The sequence below is a fragment of the Streptomyces filipinensis genome, assembly GCF_014649495.1.
Lineage (GTDB): Bacteria > Actinomycetota > Actinomycetes > Streptomycetales > Streptomycetaceae > Streptomyces > Streptomyces filipinensis.
Genome location: NZ_BMTD01000030.1, coordinates 58,230 through 77,682 on the forward strand (window position 1 = coordinate 58,230; position 19,453 = coordinate 77,682).

Consider the following 19,453-nt stretch of genomic DNA (forward strand, 5'->3'; position numbering starts at 1 on the left):
GGGCCGGGTGGCGATCTGCCCGTCCCCCGGACGGGGCGGCGGCAATCGCCGCACACCAGCCGGACCTGAACCGACAGCGACGGCCCACGCGCCTGGAGGACGGACCGCGGACGCTGGGCAGTGTCCGCAGTGGCGGTACGCCGTCCAGCGGCCGCCAGCCAGTCAGCGGGCCGTGTGGGAGGCTTCCTTGCCCGAGGGCTGCCGCACCTCAACCAGGCCGACACGCCCCGGCAGGGCGTTCCGGCCAGGCGGACAGCCGTGACGTGGCTGCGGGCCTTCGGGGAGGTCGTGCGATCCGGGCTCACGATCGAGGAGACGCGGCTGGAGCCCCTCCTCGCGCTGCGCACGGCCGCTGGGGTGGCGATCGTCGTCGGGCCGACGCTGTGGCTGGTCTCCCCCGCGTATGCCGCGTCCGCCGCCCTCGGCGCCTACTCCGCGGGTGGGGCCACCTTCCAGCGCAGCTGGCGTCCACGCAAGGTGGTCGCGCTCGGCGCGGGCGCGGGCCTGGCGCTCAGCACCTTCGTGGGCTACCTGGCGGCGGGGCGACTGGTGACGTTCCTGCCGCTGCTGGCCGTATGGGCCTTTGCCGCGGGTATGGCGTGGGCCGTCGGCTCGACCGCCGGGATCGTCGCGGCGACGACCGTGGGCAGCATGCTGGTGACCATCACCTTGCCCACGAGCGTCGGGCGCGCCCTGGAGCACGCCGGGATCATCGCGCTCGGGGGCGTGACGCAGGCCGTGCTGATCCTGCTGTTCCCGATCCGGCGTTGGGGAGCGCATCGTGACGCGCTCGCCGACGCCCTGGCCGCCGTGGCGGACTACGCCCGCCGGTTGCGGCACGACCCGACCGCCCCGTTCGACCCGGAGCCGTTGATGACGGCCCGGGACGCGGCTGCCGTGACGCCGTCACAGGCCCGCACCCGTCCCCCCGTCCTGCACGGCCCCCGGGGACTCGCCGAGCGCATTCGGCCGGTGGTCGCGGCGCTCGCCGACCCGGACGTGGGCGCCCCGGCGGAGGGACCCGGGCGGGACCGCGCGCGGGAGTTGCTCGACGCGGCCGCCGACGTCCTGGATGCGGCCGCCCGCTCGATCCGCCGCGGCACTCCCGCCGAGGTACGGCCCGGGAGCACGGACGTCCTGCGCGTCGACGAGGAGCACGAGGTGCTGGAGGGCCCCGCGCGGCAAGCCGCCGAGCGGCTCGTGGAACTGCTCGGCGAGGCGTTGGAGATCGCCGCGAGCGGCTGCGCGCTCGGGGGGACGCCCACGCCGCCCGGCCCCGCCGGCGCCCAGTTCCTGGTGCGCCCGACACTGCTCCGGCTGGTCCCGGTCGTCGTCCGGGCGGTGCGCCGTGAGCTCCGCCGGGACTCGCCCGTGTTCCGGCACGCCGTCCGCCTGGCGGCGGTGGCCACGCTCGGCTATCTGATCGCCGCCCGGCTACCCCTGGGCCACGGCTACTGGGCACCCATCGCCTCGGTGATGGTGATGCGGCCGGACTTCCACCGGACGTACGCGCGTGCGGTGGCCCGGCTCGCCGGGACCCTGGCGGGGGTCGCGCTCGCCACCGGCACGGTGCGGGCCCTGGGCCCGGACGCCCATGTGTCCGGCGCGCTGGCGGTGGTCTCGGCGGGCCTGTCGTACACGCTGAACCGTACCGGCTACGCCTACTCCCAGTGCTTCACCGCCGCGTACGTCGTCTTCCTGCTCGGCATGGGCGGCCAGGCATGGGAGCAGACAGTCCCGGAGCGGGTGGTGCTCACCCTGCTGGGCGGGGCCCTGGCGATGCTGGCGTACGTGGTGTTCCCCGCATGGGAGACACCCCGGCTGCCGGGCCGGCTCGCGGACTGGCTCGCCGCCAACGGCCGCTACGCGGCCGCGGTGCTCCGCGACTACGCCGAACCGACCCGGGAGCATCACGCCGACATGCGCCGGGCACTGCTGGAGAGCAGGGAGGCACGTGCCGCCTGGCAGGAGGCGTACGACCGGGCACGGCAGGAACCGGTCCGCCCCAGGGGGCTGACGTCGCGCGAGGCGCAGGAGGCGCAGGAGGCGCTCAAGGGGTTCGGCCGCGCGACGATGCTCATGGAGAGCCACGTCCCGCGGGCCGACAGCCGCGTCGTCCCCGAGGCGGAGCGGTTCGCCGAGGCCCTGGAGACGGACACCGCGAAGGCAGCAGTCGCCGTGCGCGAGCACAGGAATCCGGACTGGGGACGCGTGGAGGAGGCGCTCCACGCGTGGGACGCCGCCGCCGGCGATGGGAGCCCGGTCGTGCGGCGCGAGGCGGAACTGCAAAAACGGGCCTTGGAAGACCTCGCGACAGCCGTGAGCCGCACACCCCTGGAACGGGACGTCGGCTCTGCTCGCGAGGAGCAGCGGGTGCGGGCGACCCTGGCCGCGGAAGGCAACGGATCAGGGCCCGCGCACCGGGGTGGGTGACGGCGCCGGCGACGGAGAGCGCCGCGCCCCCTGGAACGGGAAAGAGACTTCCGGCCGCGTCGAGCGCCCGCCGCACGTACGCCGGTGCCGCCATCACGAGGATCAGAGCCGCCAGGCAGGTGAGACGGTTGCCGGCCTGCGCGCCCGTACGTCTCCGGCGTCGGGTCGTATCGAGCGCTCGGTGGATCACACAGGCAGTGGATCACCCCGTCCCGCTCTCCGGGTACCGTCAGGGTATGAGTCATCCACACCCTGAGCTGAAAGCCGCCCCACCCCTTCCCGAAGGAGGGCTGCGGGTCATCGCCCTGGGCGGCCTGGGTGAGATCGGCCGCAACATGACCGTCTTCGAGCACGCGGGCAAGCTGCTCATCGTCGACTGCGGCGTGCTGTTCCCCGAGGAGACCCAGCCCGGCGTGGACGTGATCCTGCCGGACTTCACCTCGATCCGGGACCGCCTGGACGACATCGTGGCCGTGGTCCTCACCCACGGCCACGAGGACCACATCGGCGGCGTGCCGTACCTGCTGCGCGAGCGGTCCGACATTCCCGTCGTCGGCTCCAAGCTGACGCTGGCGTTCCTGGAGGCCAAGCTCAAGGAACACGGCATCCGGCCGCGCACGGTGCGGGTGCGGGAGGGCGACCGGCGTGGCTTCGGGCCCTTCGACTGCGAGTTCGTCGCGGTCAACCACTCCATCCCCGACAGCCTCGCGGTCGCGATCCGCACCCGGGCCGGGATGGTGCTGCACACCGGCGACTTCAAGATGGACCAGTTCCCTCTCGACGACCGCATCACCGATCTGCGCGCCTTCGCCCGCCTCGGCGAGGAGGGCGTGGACCTGTTCCTCACCGACTCCACCAACGCCGAAGTACCCGGCTTCACCACCTCCGAGCGAGAGCTGAACCCGGCGATCGAGCAGGTGATGCGCACCGCGCCGCGCCGGGTCATCGTCTCCAGCTTCGCCAGCCACGTGCACCGCATCCAGCAGGTCCTGGACGCCGCCCACCAGCACGGCCGCAAGGTCGCCTTCGTCGGCCGGTCGATGGTGCGCAACATGGGCATCGCCCGTGACCTGGGCTATCTGAAGGTCCCCTCCGGTCTGGTCGTGAGCACGAAGGAGCTGGAGAAGCTCCCGGACCACAAGATCACGCTGGTGTGCACCGGCTCCCAGGGCGAACCGATGGCCGCGCTGTCACGGATGGCCAACCGCGACCACATGATCCGCATCGGCAAGGACGACACCGTCCTGCTCGCCAGCTCCCTCATCCCCGGCAACGAGAACGCCATCTACCGGGTGATCAACGGACTCACCCGGTGGGGCGCCCACGTGGTCCACAAGGGCAACGCCAAGGTGCACGTCTCCGGGCACGCCAGCGCCGGCGAACTCGTCTACTGCTACAACATCGTCAAGCCCCGCAACGTCATGCCCGTGCACGGCGAATGGCGCCACCTGCGGGCCAACGCCGACCTCGCCATCCGTACCGGTGTCGACCCCGACCGGGTCGTCATCGCCGAGGACGGCGTCGTCGTCGACCTGGTCGACGGACGCGCGTCCATCACCGGCAAGGTCCCCGCCGGCAACGTCTACGTGGACGGCATGGAAGTCGGCGGCGCCACCGAAGCGTCCCTCAAGGACCGCCTCACCCTCGCCGCCGAAGGCGTGGTCACGGTGGTGGCGATCGTCGACGCGGACACGGGCGCCCTCGCCGAGGCCCCCGACTTCCTGGCCCGGGGCTTCGTCCACGACGACGCCACCTTCGAGCCGGTCATCCCCGTCATCGAGAAGACCCTGGCCACCGCGGCCGAGGAAGGCGTCGGGGACGCGCGCCAACTCGAACAACTCCTCGCCCGCGCCGTGGCGAACTGGGCGTTCCGCACCTATCGCCGCAAGCCCCTCATCATCCCCGTCATCATCGACGCCTGAGCCGGTGCCCTGCGAACCGGCACACCGCGTCATTCCGAAGGAATGCGAAACTCGAATTCGGGACGGTCCCACGGCACGGCGGGCGGGTTCGCGAGGGCGGTCCCGATCCGCACTGCGCCGGCGCGGTGGTAGAAGTCCTCGGCGGGACGATGCGACACGACCTTGACGCGGTCGAGCCCGGCGGCACGGGCCTCGGACTGCATGTGCGCGACGAGCAGTCGACCGATACCCCGTCCTTGCGCCTCGTCGGCGACGAACAGCAGGTCGAGCTCCGGTGGAGCGAGGACGAGCGAGTAGAACCCGAGGACCCGGCTTCCATGCTCGTCGGAGCCGACGGCTACGAAGGCGCGGTGGGCCTCGATGTAATCAGGGCCGACCCGGTAGCCGGCGACTGCGGCTGCGTACTCACCCCGGTAGGCGCCTGAGCCACGCACGATCCGTGTGAGCCTTTTGGCGTCCCGCGCGACGGCCCTCCGTATGGTGATCGGCTGGCTGATCGGGGAAGTGCGTGAACTCATCGGGAGAGTATTTCGCACCGGGGGGTGCCTTCGTCCGGAGGGGTCGGCTGCGCGAGGTCACCACCTCCAGCGAGTGGATCGCGCTGTGAGCAGACCCGCAGCGGTATACCCCCACTGCCGTACGCTCACGACCGCCGCCTCGGCGCCGCCGAGGCGCACGCTCCGCTGTCGATCAACCGGGCCGCGTGCTCCACATGCTCCGGCAGAGGTCTGCGCCAGGCGAGAGCGGCGGGGAGCCGGAGCAGCAGGCCGTGCAGGGCCCGACGCGCCTCGTGCTCGCCGGTGACGGCGGCGGCCGCCAGACGCGCGCTGGCCCGCAGCGCGACGGGGAGCGGTCGGCGCAGCCACAACGTCAGCGCATCGTTGCGGCGTTGCAGATGGTTCCGGTCGCCGCGGCCTGCGGGGTCGGGGTGGTGCCGTGCCGTCAGTGAGGGTTCGTAGGTGACTCCCCAGCCGTGGGCCGCGAGGTCGTAGGCGAGCAGGGTCTCCTCCCCGCCGAAGAAGAGCAGCGGGTGATAGCCGCCCGCCGTGAGGAAGGCGTCCCGGCGCACCACGCAGGCACAGCCCAGGAAGCCGAGCACCGGCCGGCCCGGCAGGTCGGGTTCGTCCGGCAGGGGGGAGGCCGCGAGGACGGCGTTGAGCGGGTCCTCGGTCCCGTCGGCGCCGACCAGTGTGCGGGCGGCCAGGAGGCCGAGGCGGGGATGGGCGTCGAGCAGGTCGGCTGCCCGGCGCAGCGCGCCGGGGGCCCACCAGGAGTCGTCGTCGCTGAACGCCACGTAGGGCGTGTCCGCGTGCTGTACGGCGAGGTTGCGGCCCAGGGCTCCGGTGTTCTCGCGGGGCCGCAGCACTCGGACGGCCGCGGGGTGCCGGCGCACGGCGCTGCACGCTGCGTCGTCGCAGCCGTTGTCGACGACGATCACGCGGGGCCGCTCCGGCAGGGCCGCCAGGGCGTCCAGGGTGCGCAGCAGACTGCCGGGGCGGTCACGGGTGATCACCGCGACCGTGACCCGTCCGTCGGGGCCGCCGGCCCGGCCGGGTGGTGCCTCAGGGGCGGACTGCCTCGCCACGAGGGGTGCCTCCCTTCCCTGGCCGTGCGGTGGTCCGGGCGGGGCGCAGCAGGCTCAGCGCGGCGGCGGTGACCTCGTCGGCGCCGATCTGCAGCAGCTGCGGATCGGGCACGCCACCGTGCGGATCGCCCGGCGGTCCGGGGTGCCACAGCGCGATATGACGTGCGAGGCGCGGGGGCCCCCACAGCCGGGGCGAGACCGGGCCGAAGAGCGTCACGGAGGGCGTGCCGTGGGCCACCGCGAGATGGGCCAGGCCGGTGTCCCCGCTGACGACGAGCGGGGCGTGGGCGACCAGGGCCGACAGCGCGTCGAACGGCAGCCCGCCGCGCAGCAGGTCGCGGGCGGGCAGGCCGGCGCGTTCGGCGACGTCGGTGACCAGTGCGTCCTCGCCCGGCCCACCGGTGAGGACGACCCGCCGGCCGAGGGCTCGCAGGCGCCGTACGACGACGGCGTACCGCTCGGCGGGCCAGCGGCGGGCGGCGGACTCGGCGCCGGGATGGACCACGACGGCGCCCGGCGCCGGGGAGGGCGTGACGGGCCGGGGCAGCCGTACGTCGCCGGGGTCGGCGGCTATGCCGTAGGCCCCGAGGAAGCGGCACCACCGCTCGCGCTCGTGCTCGTCCGGCCGCCACACGGGAGGCCGGCCGAGCCCGGGTTCGGGCGCCGCGGCGTGGGCCAGCAGCCGTCGGGGGGCGAGTGCGGCGAGCGCGTCGCGGCTCTCGGGCCCGTTGCCGTGCAGGTCGATGGCGATGTCCGGCGGCGGCCCGGTCCACCGGCCGAGCGACGGCACGGCCCGGCCGGGCGCCTCGGCCGGCAGGACGCTGTCGACGGCTCCGGTGGCCAGGGCCGCCTCCCGGAGGGAGGGCGGCAGGGCGAGCACGACGCGGTCCCGGGCGAAGGCCCGCCGTACGCCCCGCAGTGCGGGCACGCCGGCCAGCAGATCGCCCAGGCCGAGCGCGCGCAGTACCAGCACGCGGTGGCGCTGGTCCGGATCCGTCACCGTGGCCTCCTTCCGCCGCTCGCGGCCTGTGCCGGGGTGCCCGTCGGCGGGGTGAGGGCGGCTCGCTCGGCGATGCTCGTGGTGGAGCGGCCGTCGAGGTAGGGGAAGAGGACGACCTGGCCGCCCCAGCTCTGTACCACGGACGCCTCCGGCAGCCGGGTCCTGGCGTAGTCGCCGCCCTTGGCCCAGATGTGCGGGCGGATTGCGGTGAGGAGCCGTTCGGGTGTGTCCTCGTCGAACACGGCGACGGCGTCGACGCACTCCAGTGCCCGCAGGACGCGGATCCGGTCCGCCTCCGGGACGAGCGGCCGGCCGGCGCCCTTGCGGCGGCGTACCGAGGCATCGGAGTTGATGCACACCACCAGGCAGTCCCCGGTACGGCGGGCGGCCTGGAGCAGCGCCACATGGCCGGCGTGCAGCAGGTCGAAGCAGCCTCCGGCGGCGACGACGGTGCCGCCCGCGGCCCGCACCCGGGCGGCGGTCCGCAGGGCGTCGTCCGTCGGCTCGTCGTCGGTCGGCCGGGCCGCGGGCCCGCCGGGCGTGGTGTCCACGGCGACGGACCCGACGCCGCCTTCGGCGACGTAGCGGGTGGCGGCGTGCACGGCCTTCCGTACGGCCGTCTCGACGAGTTCGCCGTCGGCCAGGAGTCCGGCGGCGGTCGCCGCGAACCGGTCCCCGGCTCCGCACGCATCGCCCTCGGCGGTGACCGGCGAGGGCACGAGCAGCGGTGTCTCGCCGTGCGAGAGCAGCGCCCCGCGCCCGCCGAGCGTGACGGCCACCGTGGCGGCGCGCCAGGTGCGGACCAGCCGGCCGGCGTCCTGCGCCGCCGTGTGCAGTTCACTGCCGTGCTCGGGCTGCCCGGTGGCCGCAGCGCCGCCCGCGAAGACGTGTGCCTCGGCGGCGGACGGCGTCGCCAGCCGGACGCCGGGTACCGGTGGCCGGCCACGCGGATGCGGGTCCCAGGCCACCGGCACCCGGGCCGCGACAAAGGCCAGTGCCTCGCGCAGCACGTTGGCGGTCCCCCGGCCGTAGTCGGCGACCAGTACGGCCCTGGCCGAGGCGATGGCCCGGCGCGCCGGCTCCGTCCCCTCCCGGGCTCTGCCCTCGCCCTCGTCCAGGCGCAGCAGCGGCCGGCCGGCCGCGAGGACGCGCGTCTTGCTGGACAGGGTGCCCGCGAGGGGGATCTCCACCAGGTCGACCCGGCCGGCCAGCAGCCCGCGCAGACAGGCGCTGTCCGGGTCGTCGCCCAGCGCGGTGACCAGGGTGACCGGCCGGCCGTCGGCCGCGGCGAGCCAGGCGGCCAGCGCGGCACCGCCGGGCCGGGTGGCGCGTCGGAGCCCGCTGACGACGGGGACGGGCGCGTCGGGGGCGAGTCGCTCGACCCGGCCGCGGACGTCGTGATCGAGCAGGGCGTCTCCGACGACGAGCAAGGGGGCCGGGGAGGTCATACGCCCTGCTCTCCGCGGGCGAACGCCCAGGGCGCCGCGGCCCGTCGGCTCTCGGCCGCCGCGCGTCGTCCGCCGTTGCGCCGTTGCCTGTCCCCCGGCACCTGGCCTTCGATCGTCCGGTCGAAGGCCTCGCAGAGCATGTGGACCGCCACGAGGTGCAGTTCCTGGACCGTGGCGGAGGCGGCCGCGTCGACACACAGGGCCTCGTCCGCGGCACCGGCCAGTGGGTTAGGCGCCGGGCCGGTCAGGGCCCACACCGTCATGCCGGCGCGGTGGGCCGTGTTCGCGGCGACGAGCAGGTTGGCGCTGGCGCCGCTGGTGGACAGCAGCGCCAGGACGTCGCCGGCGCGGCCGTGCGCCGCGACCTGCCGGGCGAAGATCTCCTGGACGCCGTAGTCGTTGGCGACGGCGGTCGTGGTGGAGGTGTCCGCGTGCAGCGCGAGGGCGGAGAACGGCGGACGGTCCTCCCGGTAGCGGCCCACCAGTTCGGCGGTGAGGTGCTGGGCCTGGGCCGCGCTGCCGCCGTTGCCGGCCACGAGGAGACGGGACCCGGCCCCGAGACGGGAGGCGAGCAGGACGCCCCAGCGCTGTGCCACGGGCCCGGCGTGCCGGCGGAATCCCTGAAGCGCCTTCATCAGGTCGTCGCAGTGGGTGGCGTCGGTGGCGAGTTTCATCGCAGGGCTCCCGAGAGCGAGGGGACGGAGGAGACGGCGCTGTAGGCGCGGGTGACACCTTCGGCCACGCGGGCCCAGGTGTAGCGGGCCAGGACGCGGCGCCGCCCCTGGGCGCCGTAGCGGGCGCGCAGCTCCGGGTCGGCCAGGAGCCGGCGGACGGTCGCGCTGATGTCGTGGTCGTCGTCGGCCGGGACCAGGACGCCGGTGACGCCGTCCACGACGGTGTCGAGCTGCCCGCCGACGGCGGTGGCGAGGACGGGCGCGCAGCAGGCCATGGCCTCGACCGGCACGATGCCGAACGGCTCGTACCGGGGCAGGGACAGCACGAGGTCCGCGCTGGACATCAGCCCCGGCATCCGCTCCCGGCCCACCCCGCCGAGCAGGGTCACCCGGTCGGCCACGCCGTACTCGTCGGCGACGGCGCGCAGCCGCTCGGCCTCGGGTTCGGCGAGGAGGAGGGCGGGCTCGGGTCCGCCGGCGATGACGAGTTCGGCGTCGGGGACGTCCGCCAGGGCGCGGATCGCGCGGTCGAAGCCCTTGCGGGGCACGAGCCGGCCGACCGCGAGCAGCCGCCGGGGCGCGGACGCGGGCCGGCGGGCGTCGGGGACGGGGGCGAACCGCTCGGGGTCCACGCCGCAGGGGACGACGGAGACGTGCCGGCGTGACAGGCCCATGGCCCCCAGTTCGGTCACCTCGTCCTCGCAGGTCGCGATGATGCGGCTGCAGGCCCGGCCCACGGCCGTCTCGATCGCGATCCGTTCCGGCGGGCTGGTGTCGGCGGCGCCCTGGTAGCGCCTCTTCACGGTGCCGAGGGCGTGGTAGGTCTGCACGACGGGGATGCCGAGGCCGTCCGCGCCGGACAGCGCCGCCCATCCGGACATCCAGAAGTGGGCGTGCACCACATCGGGTGGCTCCGCGGCCCACTGGCGGGCGAGGAATTCCCCGAACTCCGGCATGTAGGGCGGGAGTTCGTCCTTCGGTATGGGGGCCGCCGGTCCGGCGGGCACATGGACGACCTGGAAGCCGTCGGGTGTGGTGACCCGCTCCGGCAGCCCGGGGGCGTCACGCCGGGTGTACACGACCACGTCGTGGCCCCGGCGGACCAGTCGCCCGGCGAGTTGGGCCACGTACACGTTCTGCCCGCCCGCGTCCGGCCCGCCGAGCGCGGCCAGCGGACTGGCGTGCTCCGAGACCATGGCGACGCGGCCGGCCGAGGGGTGGCTGGTGCTCATCGGGTGACCTCCTTGATCAGGCGCTCCCAGTCGTCCCGGAAGCGCCGCTCTCCGTAGCGGGCCTGTGCCGCGGCCCTGGCGGCCTCCCCCGTCAGCCGTGCGGCCACGGGATCCGCGAGGAATCCACGTATGGCGTCGCGGAGCACGTCGAGCCGGTTGGACACCACACCGGCGCCCGCCGGTACGGCCTCGCGCACCGCGGTGGTGTCGAGGGCGACGACGGGCATCCCCAGGAACATCGCCTCCAGCAGGGACAGTCCGAGCGACGTCCAGCGCACGGGATGCAGGTACAGACGGCAGCGGGCCATCGCCGGGTGCAGGCGGCCCTGGGGCAGGTCGCGGCCGCGGAGCCGGTCGGGCGGCAGTGCGAGGTGGTCGGCGAGGGCTTCGGTTCGCATGCCGAAGACGTCCAGCGGCACCGTTCGGGCGAACTCGGGCAACAGGTCCGTTCCTGTCGTGCGGCCGCGCCGTACAGGGTCGTTGACCACGACGGCGGCGCGCGGCTCCTCGCCGGTCCACAGGTGTCCGGGGTCGATGATGCCGTGCTCCACGACCGTGGTGGGGGCCCGGCCGTTGTCCCACATCAGCCGGTTGAAGTGGGTGACATGGACGAGGGTGATGTCGGACCGGTCGGCCAGCGGGTGCCGGGTGTCCGCGGGCGTGCGGTGCGGGCTGTTGTGCTCGACGTACACGGCGGGCACGTCGATGCCCGGGCGGCGTCCTGTCCACCGCCTGGCCAGGTCCAGCTCGTGCGGCCGTTGCAGCACCATCAGGCCGATGTCGGCCTCGCGCAGCTCGGTGGGGCTCAACTCCCGCACGGTGGGCGGCCAGTGCCATGTTCTGGCGCGCCCGAGTCCGTCCGGGCCCCGGTCGGGTGTCACGGGCACGAGGAAGGTGTACGCGCCCTGGACGAACGAGGTCAGCCAGGAGCCGTGTACGTGCCAGACAAGTACGTTCATGTCGTCTCCCCCAGGAGTTTGTGGACCGCGGCCACCACGTCGTGGGCGGTGACCTCGTCGAGGCACGGATGGCCGGGTACGGGGCAGCGGCAGGCCCTGGTGTCCGCGCACGGCGCGTCCTGGTCCCCGAGGAGCACGCTCGGCACGCCGTACGGCGCCCAGCGCTCGGCCGGCACCACGGGAGCGAACAGGGACACGACCGGTGTGCCGACGGCCGCGGCCAGATGGGCGGGCCCGGTGTTGCCGCAGACCACGACGTCGGCGTTGCGCAGGACGCCGGCGAGCGTGCGCGGGACGGTCCGGCCACCGAGGTCCACGGCGAGGTCGCCGGCGACCTCGCGGGTCAGGGCGGTCTCGTCGGGGCCTCCGGTGACGACCACCCGATGCCCGGCGTACACGAGCAACTCGACGGCTTCGACGCAGCGTTGCGGGCTCCAGGCGCGGGCGGGAGCGCTGGCGCCGGGGTGGAGCACGACGTACGGTCCGTCGCCGGTGAGGGCGACCGTGTCGGGCGGTGGCAGCACCCGCAGCCGGCCGTCGTCGCCGGGGTGCGGCAGGAAGCCCATGGCGGCGGCCGTGTCCAGGGCGGCCTCGGCCTCGTGCCGGCCGGGCAGCCGCCGGTGCCGTACGTCGAGCAGGCGGCCGGGGTGGTCGACGCTGTCGGCGCCGACGCGCCGGACGTCGGCCAGGCGCAGCAGCAGGGCGGTGGGCAGGGGGCTCTGGTGGAAGGAGGTGAGGACGAGCGCGGCGTCGAACCCCGCGCCCCGCAGGCGCCGGACGAGGCCCTCGACGTCGGCTTCGCGGACGGTGGGCGGGTCGAAGCCCTCCCAGGGGGCCTCCCAGACGATCACGTCGTCGACGCCGGGCAGCAGCCGCGCGGCGGGTTCACCGCGGGGGCCGCACAGCAGGCTGACATGGGACGAGTGCGCCGCGACGGCGCGGACCGCGGGCCCGGCGAGCAGGACGTCGCCGAAGCTGTCCAGGCGTACGACCAGTGCCTTCACGGGCGATCACCCCGCCTCCCGCTGAGGAGCCGGCGGACCGCGGTGACCAGGTCGGGGGCCGTGTCGGGGGCCGTGCGGACCTCCGTCGGCCGGGTCGCGGCGTTGGGTACCAGCACGCCTCGGGCGCCCGCCGCACGGGCGGCCTCGACGTCGGCCCAGATGTCCCCGATCACCGCGCAGTGCGCGGGGGGCACGCCCAGGCGTCGTGCGGCCTCGACCACCAGCCCCGGGCGGGGTTTGCGGCAGGGGCAGCCGGCTTCGGGCGCGTGCGGGCAGTAGAGCCAGGCGTCCAGGCCGCCGAGCAGCGCGTCCGCGCGGTCGTTGACGCGGCGCACCTCGGCGTCCGTGAGCAGTCCGCGGCCGATGCCCGACTGGTTGCTGACCACGCCGGCCGGGATGCCGGCCACGCGCAGCAGGTCCACCGCGTGCCGGGCACCGGGCAGCGGGCGGACGCGGACGGGGTCGCCGTTGTAGGGGACGTCCTCGATGAGGGTCCCGTCGCGGTCGAAGAGGACTGCGGCCAGCGTCCACGGGGTCACTGCGGGCTCCTCAGGGCCGTGGCCCGCCGGTGGCGGATCAGCCCGTCGATCCAGTGCCGCGTCGCGAGCGGCGGGATGACCACGCTGGTGGCGGCCATGGTGGCGATCTCCCGTGCGGTGCGCGGTCCGGGCCGGATGCGGGCCAGGGCGAACTCGGCCGTGCCCAGTGCCCACAGCGCTCCGAGGACCCCCGCGGCGCGGCGGCGGCCGGCCAGCGCGAGCCCGCATGCCGTGACCGCCGTGGACGTCACGAGCGCGTGCCGGGGCAGGCGTCCGCGCGGTGCCCGGGCGCGGACCCACCAGTCGGCGCCGTGCAGCCGGGTCATGAGGGCGTCGTCCGCGTTGCCGCGCTGGGCCCGCACCGACACCCAGGGGTCGGCGGGCCGCACCGGATGGCGGGTCTGCCGTCCTCCCCGGTGCAGTGCCCAACCGGCCTCCTGCACGCGCAGCGCCAGGTCGGCGTCCTCCCGGAAGGCCCGCGGGAAGCGTTCGTCGAAGCCCTGGACGTCCGCCAGTGCCGCTGTGCGGTAGGCCATGTCCGCGGTGGCCCAGGCGGCCTGCTCCAGTCCGGCCGTACCGCGTTCCCAGTCGGTGGGGCGGCGGTCCTCGGGCAGGGGTACGCGCAGTCGTCCCTGGACGCCGCCGGTGGCGGCACCGGCCGCGCCGAGGTCCTCGGCCAGGCGGCGCGACCAGTCGGGCAGCACCTGGACGTCGTCGTCGAGGAAGACGGTCCACGGCGTACGGACGCTGCGCCACCCGGAGTTGCGCGCGGCCGCCGGTCCGCGTCCCGCGGTGCGCAGGGTCCGCAGCCGTCCGCGCAGCTCGCCCGCCGCTTCCAGGGGCAGCGGGAACGTGGGCTCACGGCGGTCGTCGACCACGACGATCTCCTCGGGCGGGCGGCCCTCGGCCAGGGCCAGCGCGTGCAGGCAGTCGGCCAGGCAGGCGCGCCCGATCGTCGGGATGACGACGGAGTAGGCGAGCGGGTCCGTCATGCGAACACCTTCTTCCGCCGCACGGCGAACGGACCGAGGGCGAGCAGGTCCACGGGCGCGGAGCCGAAGCACTCCAGGGCGTCGCGGGGATCGTCGACCATGGGCCGCCCGGCCGTGTTGAGGCTCGTGTTGACCACGACCGGCAGTCCGGTCAGGCGCTCGAAACCGTCGATCATACGGGCCACCAGCGGTTCGTCGTGCCGGTCCACGGTCTGGATGCGGGCCGTGCCGTCCACGTGGACGACGGCCGGAATGCGGGCCCGCCACTCGTCGGCGACGTCGTGCACGAAGAGCATGTAGGGGCTGGGAAGTGGCCCGTCGAAGATCTCCCCGGCGCGGTCGGCGAGCACCATCGGGGCGACGGGGCGGAACTCCTCGCGGCCCTTCACGGCGTTGAGGCGCTCCAGGTTCGCCGCACGGCCGGGATGGGCCAGCAGCGAGCGGTGCCCGAGCGCCCGGGGCCCGTACTCGCTGCGGCCCTGGAACCAGGCCACGATGCCGTCCCCGGCGAGTTCCGCGGCGACCGTCTCGGCGATGTCGTCGGGCTCCTCGTAGGGCACGGCGGAGCGGTCCAGCCAGGCGCGCAGCTCGGTGTCGCTCCAGCCACGGCCGAGGGCCGCGGTCGGCATGGCCTCCACGGCCTCCTTCTGGCAGGCGACATGGAGTGCCGCGCCGAGTGCGGTGCCCGCGTCCCCGGCGGCGGGCTGAACCCATATACGGCGGAAGGGCGTCTCCCGGTGCAGCCGGGTGTTGGCCACGCAGTTGAGCGCCACACCACCGGCGAGCGTCAGCGCCTCCTCACCGGTACGGTCGTGCAGCCAGCGCGCGAGGCCCAGCAGGACCTCCTCCAGGCACGTCTGCGCGCTGGCGGCGAGGTCGGCGTGGTCCTGCGTCCACGCGCCGCCCGCCGGGCGCGGCGGGACCAGGGACACCCAGGGCACGGGGCGGGCCCGGAATCCGCCGTGGCCGTCCAGGTGGACGTAGGCGCGCAGCCGGTCGAGGAAGCGGGGCTTGCCGTACGAGGCCAGCGCCATCACCTTGAACTCGTCGCTGCTGCGCAGGAATCCGAGGTGCTCGGTGAGGTCCTCGTAGAACAGGCCCATCGAGTCGGGCAGCGGCTGGGAGCCCAGCACGGTCAGTTCACGGTTGGCGTAGCGGCCGGCGAGGTGGGAGCCGCATTCGCCGCGGCCGTCCAGGACCAGCACGGCGCTGTCGGGATACGGGGCGGCCAGGCCCGCGGAGGCCGCGTGGGCGATGTGGTGGGCGACGAAGTGGACCTTGTCCGGGTTCAGCCCCGGCAGGGCCTCGGCGAGGAACCCGGGGGCACGGCGGGCGTATTCCTGGCGCAGGTGGTCCCAGGGGTCGTGCAGCCCCAGTTGCTCGGCGGGGCGGGAGAGACGGGGGTCGTACGAGTAGGCGACCGCGTCCAGGTCTGCCGGGGTCAGCCCGGCCCGGTCCAGGCACCACCGGGCGGACAGTTCGGGCAGTTCCCAGGCGGAGAAGGGGACGGGCCGCTTGCCGTGCTTGCGGCGGCTGAAGCGTTCCTCCTCCGCCGCGGCCACGATGCTGCCGTCCACGACCAGGGCCGCGGCGGGGTCGTGGAAGAGCGCGTTGACGCCCAGGACACGCATGCGATGCCTCCGTGTGCGTACGGGTAGGGGCGGTGTCGCCTACGGGGCCGGGTCACCCGCGCGCGGGGCCGTGGCGAAGTAGGCGATGGTCTGCTTGATGCCTTCCTCCCAGGGCACGCGTGGTGTCCACCCCAGCAGTTCACGCGCCAGTGCCGTGTCGGGGCGGCGTCGCTGCGGGTCGTCGACCGGGCGGTCGACGTAGACGATGCGGGAGGAGGATCCGGTCAGTTCGACGACGCGCTGGGCGATCTCGCGGACCGTGACCTCGTCGCCGCCTCCGATGTTGACGGGGCGCACCGAGTGGCTCCCCGCGACCAGCAGGACGCCGTCCACGGTGTCGTCCACGTAGCACAGGGACCGCGTCTGGCGTCCGTCGCCCGCGACGGTCAGCGGTTCGCCCGCCAGTGCCTGGCTGACGAACGTGGGGACGGCGCGCCCGTCGTGCGCCCGCATGCGCGGGCCGTACGTGTTGAACAGGCGCACGATGCCCGCGTCGGCGTCCCTCGCCCGTGCATGGGCGGTGACCAGCGCCTCGGCGAACCGTTTGGACTCGTCGTACACGCTGCGCGGACCCACCGGGTTGACGTTGCCCCAGTAGTCCTCGCGCTGCGGATGCTGCAGGGGATCGCCGTACACCTCGGACGTCGAGGCGAGCAGGAAGCGGGCCCCGTCCCGCTCGGCCACGGCCAGCACGTTGCGGGTGCCCAGGCTGCCGGCGTCGAGCGTCTCCAGCGGCAGCCGGAGATAGTCGGCGGGCGAGGCGGGGCACGCGAAGTGCAGGACGAGGTCGTACGGGCCGGGCAGCCGCCGGGGGGATTCCGGCGCCGAGACGTCGCACTCGACGAAGCGGAATCCGCGCCGCGCCCGCAGGTGCGTGATGTTGTCGCGGACTCCTGAGGACAGGTTGTCGGCGCAGTCGACTTCGACATCCGAATCCAGCAGGCGCTCGCACAGATGACTGCCGAGGAAGCCGGCGCCGCCGGTCACCAGGGCACGGCGCCACGGGGAGATCGAGACAGCAGGCATGGGTCTTCCTTCGTCCGCGCCCGGGCGCCGGGGCGCGGGGCCGCCGGGAGCACACCGTCGACGCGGTACAGGAGGCTTTTTTGTGGGCTTCGGCGGGCTTCGGAGAGCCTGCGCCGGTCATTCCCGAGAGGTGGACGGGCTGGTCGCGCTGGTCACAGGAGCGGCGGGACCGCCCTGGTCGGTCGCCTCTTTCTGGACGCCGCCCCGACCGGGGTTCCCGGATCAGTTGTTTTCACACGTTGATTCTCACTGTGCGGTGGTCCGGTGAGGTTCGCCACTCCCGCGGTGTCCGTCGACTGCCGGTGCACCCCGGGAACCTGCGGCGCAGACGCTCTGACCTGCGCCGACGCCCCGGAGGGTGAAGGCCGCGGAGCAGAACAGTGATCACCGGCGCGTTCGTGAGCGATCATGGCCACGCCCGGGGCCGGGACGCTTCGGGCCGGAGCGGACAGCTGAGCCCTCCCGCCGTCGGCCCCGCCCGTCGGCTCCCGTCGCGTCTCCGGCCCCGCCCGACGGCCCCCGCCGCGTCTGAGGCCCCGCCCGGCGGGCCGCCTCGTCCTGCCCCGACCCGGCCCCTGTGAGGAACCCCACTCGGCCACCGAAGGGCAGACCCCTCAAGGAAGTTGAGGCCCGGAACACCGACGCGGGAAGGCAGGCGTCGTCGGACCGGGACTCCCGTCTGTCACGATGGTCCGCGCCGTGACCGACTCGGTGGAACCGCCGCGCAGTGCAGCCGGTGATCCAGGTTCCCCCGGTCCTCCTCCAACGCCTCGTTGCCGGGTACCGCACTGTGTCTTCCACCCCTGCCCCGCTCTCCCCTGCGCCGAAAACGGCCGCCGGCCCCACCACCCCCGCCTCCCGCTCGCCCTGGCGTGCGCTGAGGTACCGCAGCATGCGCTGGTGGTCCGTGGCCAACTTCCTGTCGAACGCCGGCACGTGGATGCAGCTCACCGTGCAGAACCTGCTCGTCCTGCAGATCACCGGCTCCGCCGCGGCCACGGGCCTTTCGATGTCGGTCCAGGCCGCTCCCGCGCTGTTCATGAGCCTGCTGGGCGGCACGGCCGTGGACCGCTGGCCGCTCAAGCTGACCGCCGCCGTCAGCCAGGCGCTGCTCGGCGCGGTCGCCTTCACGACGGCAGTGCTGGTGGCGCTGGACCAGCTCGACATGACGACCCTGATGGTGCTCGCCGCCGTGACCGGCGTGATCGCCACCGTGGACGGACCCGCGTGCGCCATGCTGGGCAACGACCTCGTGCCGGTGGAGGACGTCCCCTCGGCCATCGGAATCGGCGCCCTCGTGCACAATGCCGGCCGGCTCACGGGCACCGCCCTGGCGGGCGTCACGGTCGGCTTCCTCGGCACGGCTGCCGCGTACGCCGCGAACGGGCTGTCCTTCCTCTTCGTGGCCGCGGTCGTCCCGTTCCTGCGCCCGGCACCCGGCGTCGTCCGCCACGCCGCCGTGCGGCACTCCGCACCGGAGCACAGGAGTGCCGAGCCCGGCCCCGACATGTCCGTGCGCCAGGGTCTGCTCTTCTTCGCCCGTCGCCCCCGCCTGGTCGCGCTCGCCGCGGTCACCGGGATCAGCTCGGTCTTCGGCCGTAACTACGGCCTCACCCTGGCCGTGCTGGTGACCGGGCCGCTGGCGGGCGGCGCCGGTTCCTTCGGCACGGTCTCCACGGTGCTCGCCGTCGGCGGCATCCTTGGCGCCGTCCTCGGTGCCCGGCTGCGCCGGCCCTCGGTCCGGCTCGTGGGCACGCTGGCCGCCGCCGGCGCCCTCCTGCAGGTACTGACGGGTCTGTCCCCGTCGCTGGCGGTGCTGCTGGTCCTGGTCCTGCCGATGGCGGTCGTGGAGTCGGTCTCCGACACCGCCGGGACCGCCGTGCTGCAGACGGACCCGCCCGCTCACCTGCGGGGGCGGGTGCTCGGGGTGTGGAGCAGCATCGGCACGGTCTGGGGCCTCGGCGGCCCGCCCCTCCTCGGCCTGCTGATGGAACTGGCCGGGGCCCGCGGTGCCCTGGTGACCGGCGGGCTGATCATCGTGGGCGCGATCGGAGCGGGCTTCGGCCTGCGGACCCGCCGCACACCGGCACCGGCCGCAACCCTTGCACCACACTGTGACATCACGGGCCGGGCGGCCCTGAGCACGGCCGCGTGACGCCCTCGGGATGGCTGCGTCTCAGGCGGACCTGGTCCACCAGGGCGTGACGGTGGTCGGTGGGCGTCCGCCCCATCGGGCGCCTCTCTAAGAGGGGCTCGCTCGGGTTGGCCCAGGACGCGTGGGCCGGGGTGAGGCACCATCGGGGCCGCCGCCGGTGTTCTCGGCGATGCGTGAGCGCTCGGTCGACTTGGGAACCGAGCGGTCCTGCTGCAGGCCCCAGCGCACGTGGCGTCCAGCAGCGGGAGCCAGGCATCTGCACCGCCGCGTACGGACACGAACGGCGGCCCTCGACACCGCAGCCGCCCCACCAGCCCGTACACGCTTCGGTTGCTCCCACGCATCCTTCTCGGCCGGTCTCCGGCGGCGTGATCCACCGGGTGGCTCCGAATCCGACGGCCGTCCGCGGCCTGCCCCCGGCATCGCGCTACCGGTGCTCGGGGTTCTCGTAGTCGCGGCGGCAGCCGGCGTCCCAGGCGGTGCGCTGGTTGCCGTAGGCGGGGATGCCGCCGAGGTCCTTCAGGGCCCGGGCCAGGTGCAGCAGGTTCCAGGTCATGAAGGTGGTGTTGCGGTTGGTGAAGTCGTTCTCCGGGCCGCCCGAACCGGGGTCGAGGTACGAGGGGCCGGGGCCCGCCTCGCCGATCCATCCGGCGTCGGCCTGGGGCGGGATGGTGTAGCCCAGGTGCGGCAGGCTGTAGAGGACGTTCATGGCGCAGTGCTTGACGCCGTCCTCGTTGCCGGTGATCAGACAGCCGCCGACGCGGCCGTAGTAGGCGTACTGCCCGGCTTCGTTGAGCAGGCTGGAGCAGGCGTAGAGGCGCTCGATCACCTGCTTCATCACGGAGCTGTTGTC

The 19,453-nt window shown here is 74.4% G+C and carries 16 protein-coding genes; 3 read left to right on the forward strand and 13 right to left on the reverse strand.

The window, feature by feature from the left end; genetic code table 11:
• Window positions 1–258 precede the first annotated feature (258 nt).
• Window positions 259–2,433 carry an FUSC family protein gene (locus tag IE244_RS38750; protein ID WP_191878266.1) on the forward strand — a complete coding sequence of 725 codons (2,175 nt, stop codon included), beginning with the start codon at window positions 259–261 and terminating at the stop codon, window positions 2,431–2,433.
• A gap of 236 nt (window positions 2,434–2,669) precedes the next feature.
• Complete coding sequence (locus IE244_RS38755; RefSeq protein WP_191878267.1) at window positions 2,670–4,355, forward strand: ribonuclease J; 1,686 nt, start codon at window positions 2,670–2,672, stop codon at window positions 4,353–4,355.
• Window positions 4,356–4,384: 29 nt separating this feature from the next.
• Here the strand turns inward: IE244_RS38755 and IE244_RS38760 are convergent, their stop codons facing one another.
• The 12 genes from IE244_RS38760 to IE244_RS38815 form a co-directional block, all read right to left on the reverse strand.
• Window positions 4,385–4,873: a GNAT family N-acetyltransferase gene (locus IE244_RS38760; protein WP_191878268.1), complete on the reverse strand. Its 489-nt coding sequence runs from the start codon at window positions 4,871–4,873 to the stop codon at window positions 4,385–4,387.
• A 125-nt stretch (window positions 4,874–4,998) separates the two neighbouring features.
• Entirely contained in the window at window positions 4,999–5,940 is a 942-nt protein-coding gene (locus IE244_RS38765; protein ID WP_191878269.1) for a glycosyltransferase family 2 protein, read from the reverse strand.
• A complete protein-coding gene (locus IE244_RS38770) occupies window positions 5,918–6,940 on the reverse strand; it encodes a glycosyltransferase family 9 protein (protein WP_229854729.1) in 1,023 nt (340 codons plus the stop codon). The genes IE244_RS38765 and IE244_RS38770 overlap by 23 nt, the downstream gene beginning before the upstream one ends.
• Window positions 6,937–8,388: a D-glycero-beta-D-manno-heptose 1-phosphate adenylyltransferase gene (gene rfaE2 / locus IE244_RS38775; protein WP_191878270.1), complete on the reverse strand. Its 1,452-nt coding sequence runs from the start codon at window positions 8,386–8,388 to the stop codon at window positions 6,937–6,939. Before rfaE2 ends, IE244_RS38770 begins: the two co-directional genes overlap by 4 nt.
• Window positions 8,385–9,062 (reverse strand): D-sedoheptulose-7-phosphate isomerase, encoded by a 678-nt coding sequence (locus IE244_RS38780; protein WP_191878271.1) that lies wholly within the window; start codon window positions 9,060–9,062, stop codon window positions 8,385–8,387. The genes rfaE2 and IE244_RS38780 overlap by 4 nt, the downstream gene beginning before the upstream one ends.
• Window positions 9,059–10,294, reverse strand: coding sequence for a glycosyltransferase (locus IE244_RS38785; RefSeq protein WP_191878272.1), 1,236 nt, complete (start codon window positions 10,292–10,294; stop codon window positions 9,059–9,061). The genes IE244_RS38780 and IE244_RS38785 overlap by 4 nt, the downstream gene beginning before the upstream one ends.
• Window positions 10,291–11,253 carry a glycosyltransferase gene (locus IE244_RS38790; RefSeq protein WP_191878273.1) on the reverse strand — a complete coding sequence of 321 codons (963 nt, stop codon included), beginning with the start codon at window positions 11,251–11,253 and terminating at the stop codon, window positions 10,291–10,293. Before IE244_RS38790 ends, IE244_RS38785 begins: the two co-directional genes overlap by 4 nt.
• The gene (locus IE244_RS38795; RefSeq protein ID WP_191878274.1) at window positions 11,250–12,257 is read right to left on the reverse strand and encodes a glycosyltransferase family 9 protein; all 1,008 of its coding nucleotides are present in this window, start codon (window positions 12,255–12,257) and stop codon (window positions 11,250–11,252) included. The genes IE244_RS38790 and IE244_RS38795 overlap by 4 nt, the downstream gene beginning before the upstream one ends.
• A complete protein-coding gene (locus IE244_RS38800) occupies window positions 12,254–12,796 on the reverse strand; it encodes a D-glycero-alpha-D-manno-heptose-1,7-bisphosphate 7-phosphatase (RefSeq protein WP_191878275.1) in 543 nt (180 codons plus the stop codon). The genes IE244_RS38795 and IE244_RS38800 overlap by 4 nt, the downstream gene beginning before the upstream one ends.
• Window positions 12,793–13,788 carry a glycosyltransferase family 2 protein gene (locus IE244_RS38805; protein WP_191878276.1) on the reverse strand — a complete coding sequence of 332 codons (996 nt, stop codon included), beginning with the start codon at window positions 13,786–13,788 and terminating at the stop codon, window positions 12,793–12,795. Before IE244_RS38805 ends, IE244_RS38800 begins: the two co-directional genes overlap by 4 nt.
• Window positions 13,785–15,419 (reverse strand): carbamoyltransferase family protein, encoded by a 1,635-nt coding sequence (locus tag IE244_RS38810; protein ID WP_191878277.1) that lies wholly within the window; start codon window positions 15,417–15,419, stop codon window positions 13,785–13,787. The genes IE244_RS38805 and IE244_RS38810 overlap by 4 nt, the downstream gene beginning before the upstream one ends.
• 39 nt (window positions 15,420–15,458) lie before the next feature.
• Complete coding sequence (locus IE244_RS38815) at window positions 15,459–16,445, reverse strand: NAD-dependent epimerase/dehydratase family protein (RefSeq protein WP_191878278.1); 987 nt, start codon at window positions 16,443–16,445, stop codon at window positions 15,459–15,461.
• Between the two features lie 892 nt (window positions 16,446–17,337).
• Here IE244_RS38815 and IE244_RS38820 point away from each other — a divergent pair.
• Window positions 17,338–18,600 carry an MFS transporter gene (locus IE244_RS38820; RefSeq protein WP_229854731.1) on the forward strand — a complete coding sequence of 421 codons (1,263 nt, stop codon included), beginning with the start codon at window positions 17,338–17,340 and terminating at the stop codon, window positions 18,598–18,600.
• A gap of 427 nt (window positions 18,601–19,027) precedes the next feature.
• Here the strand turns inward: IE244_RS38820 and IE244_RS38825 are convergent.
• The coding region (locus tag IE244_RS38825; protein WP_191878280.1) for a flavodoxin family protein at window positions 19,028–19,453 on the reverse strand (426 nt) is incomplete at its 5' end.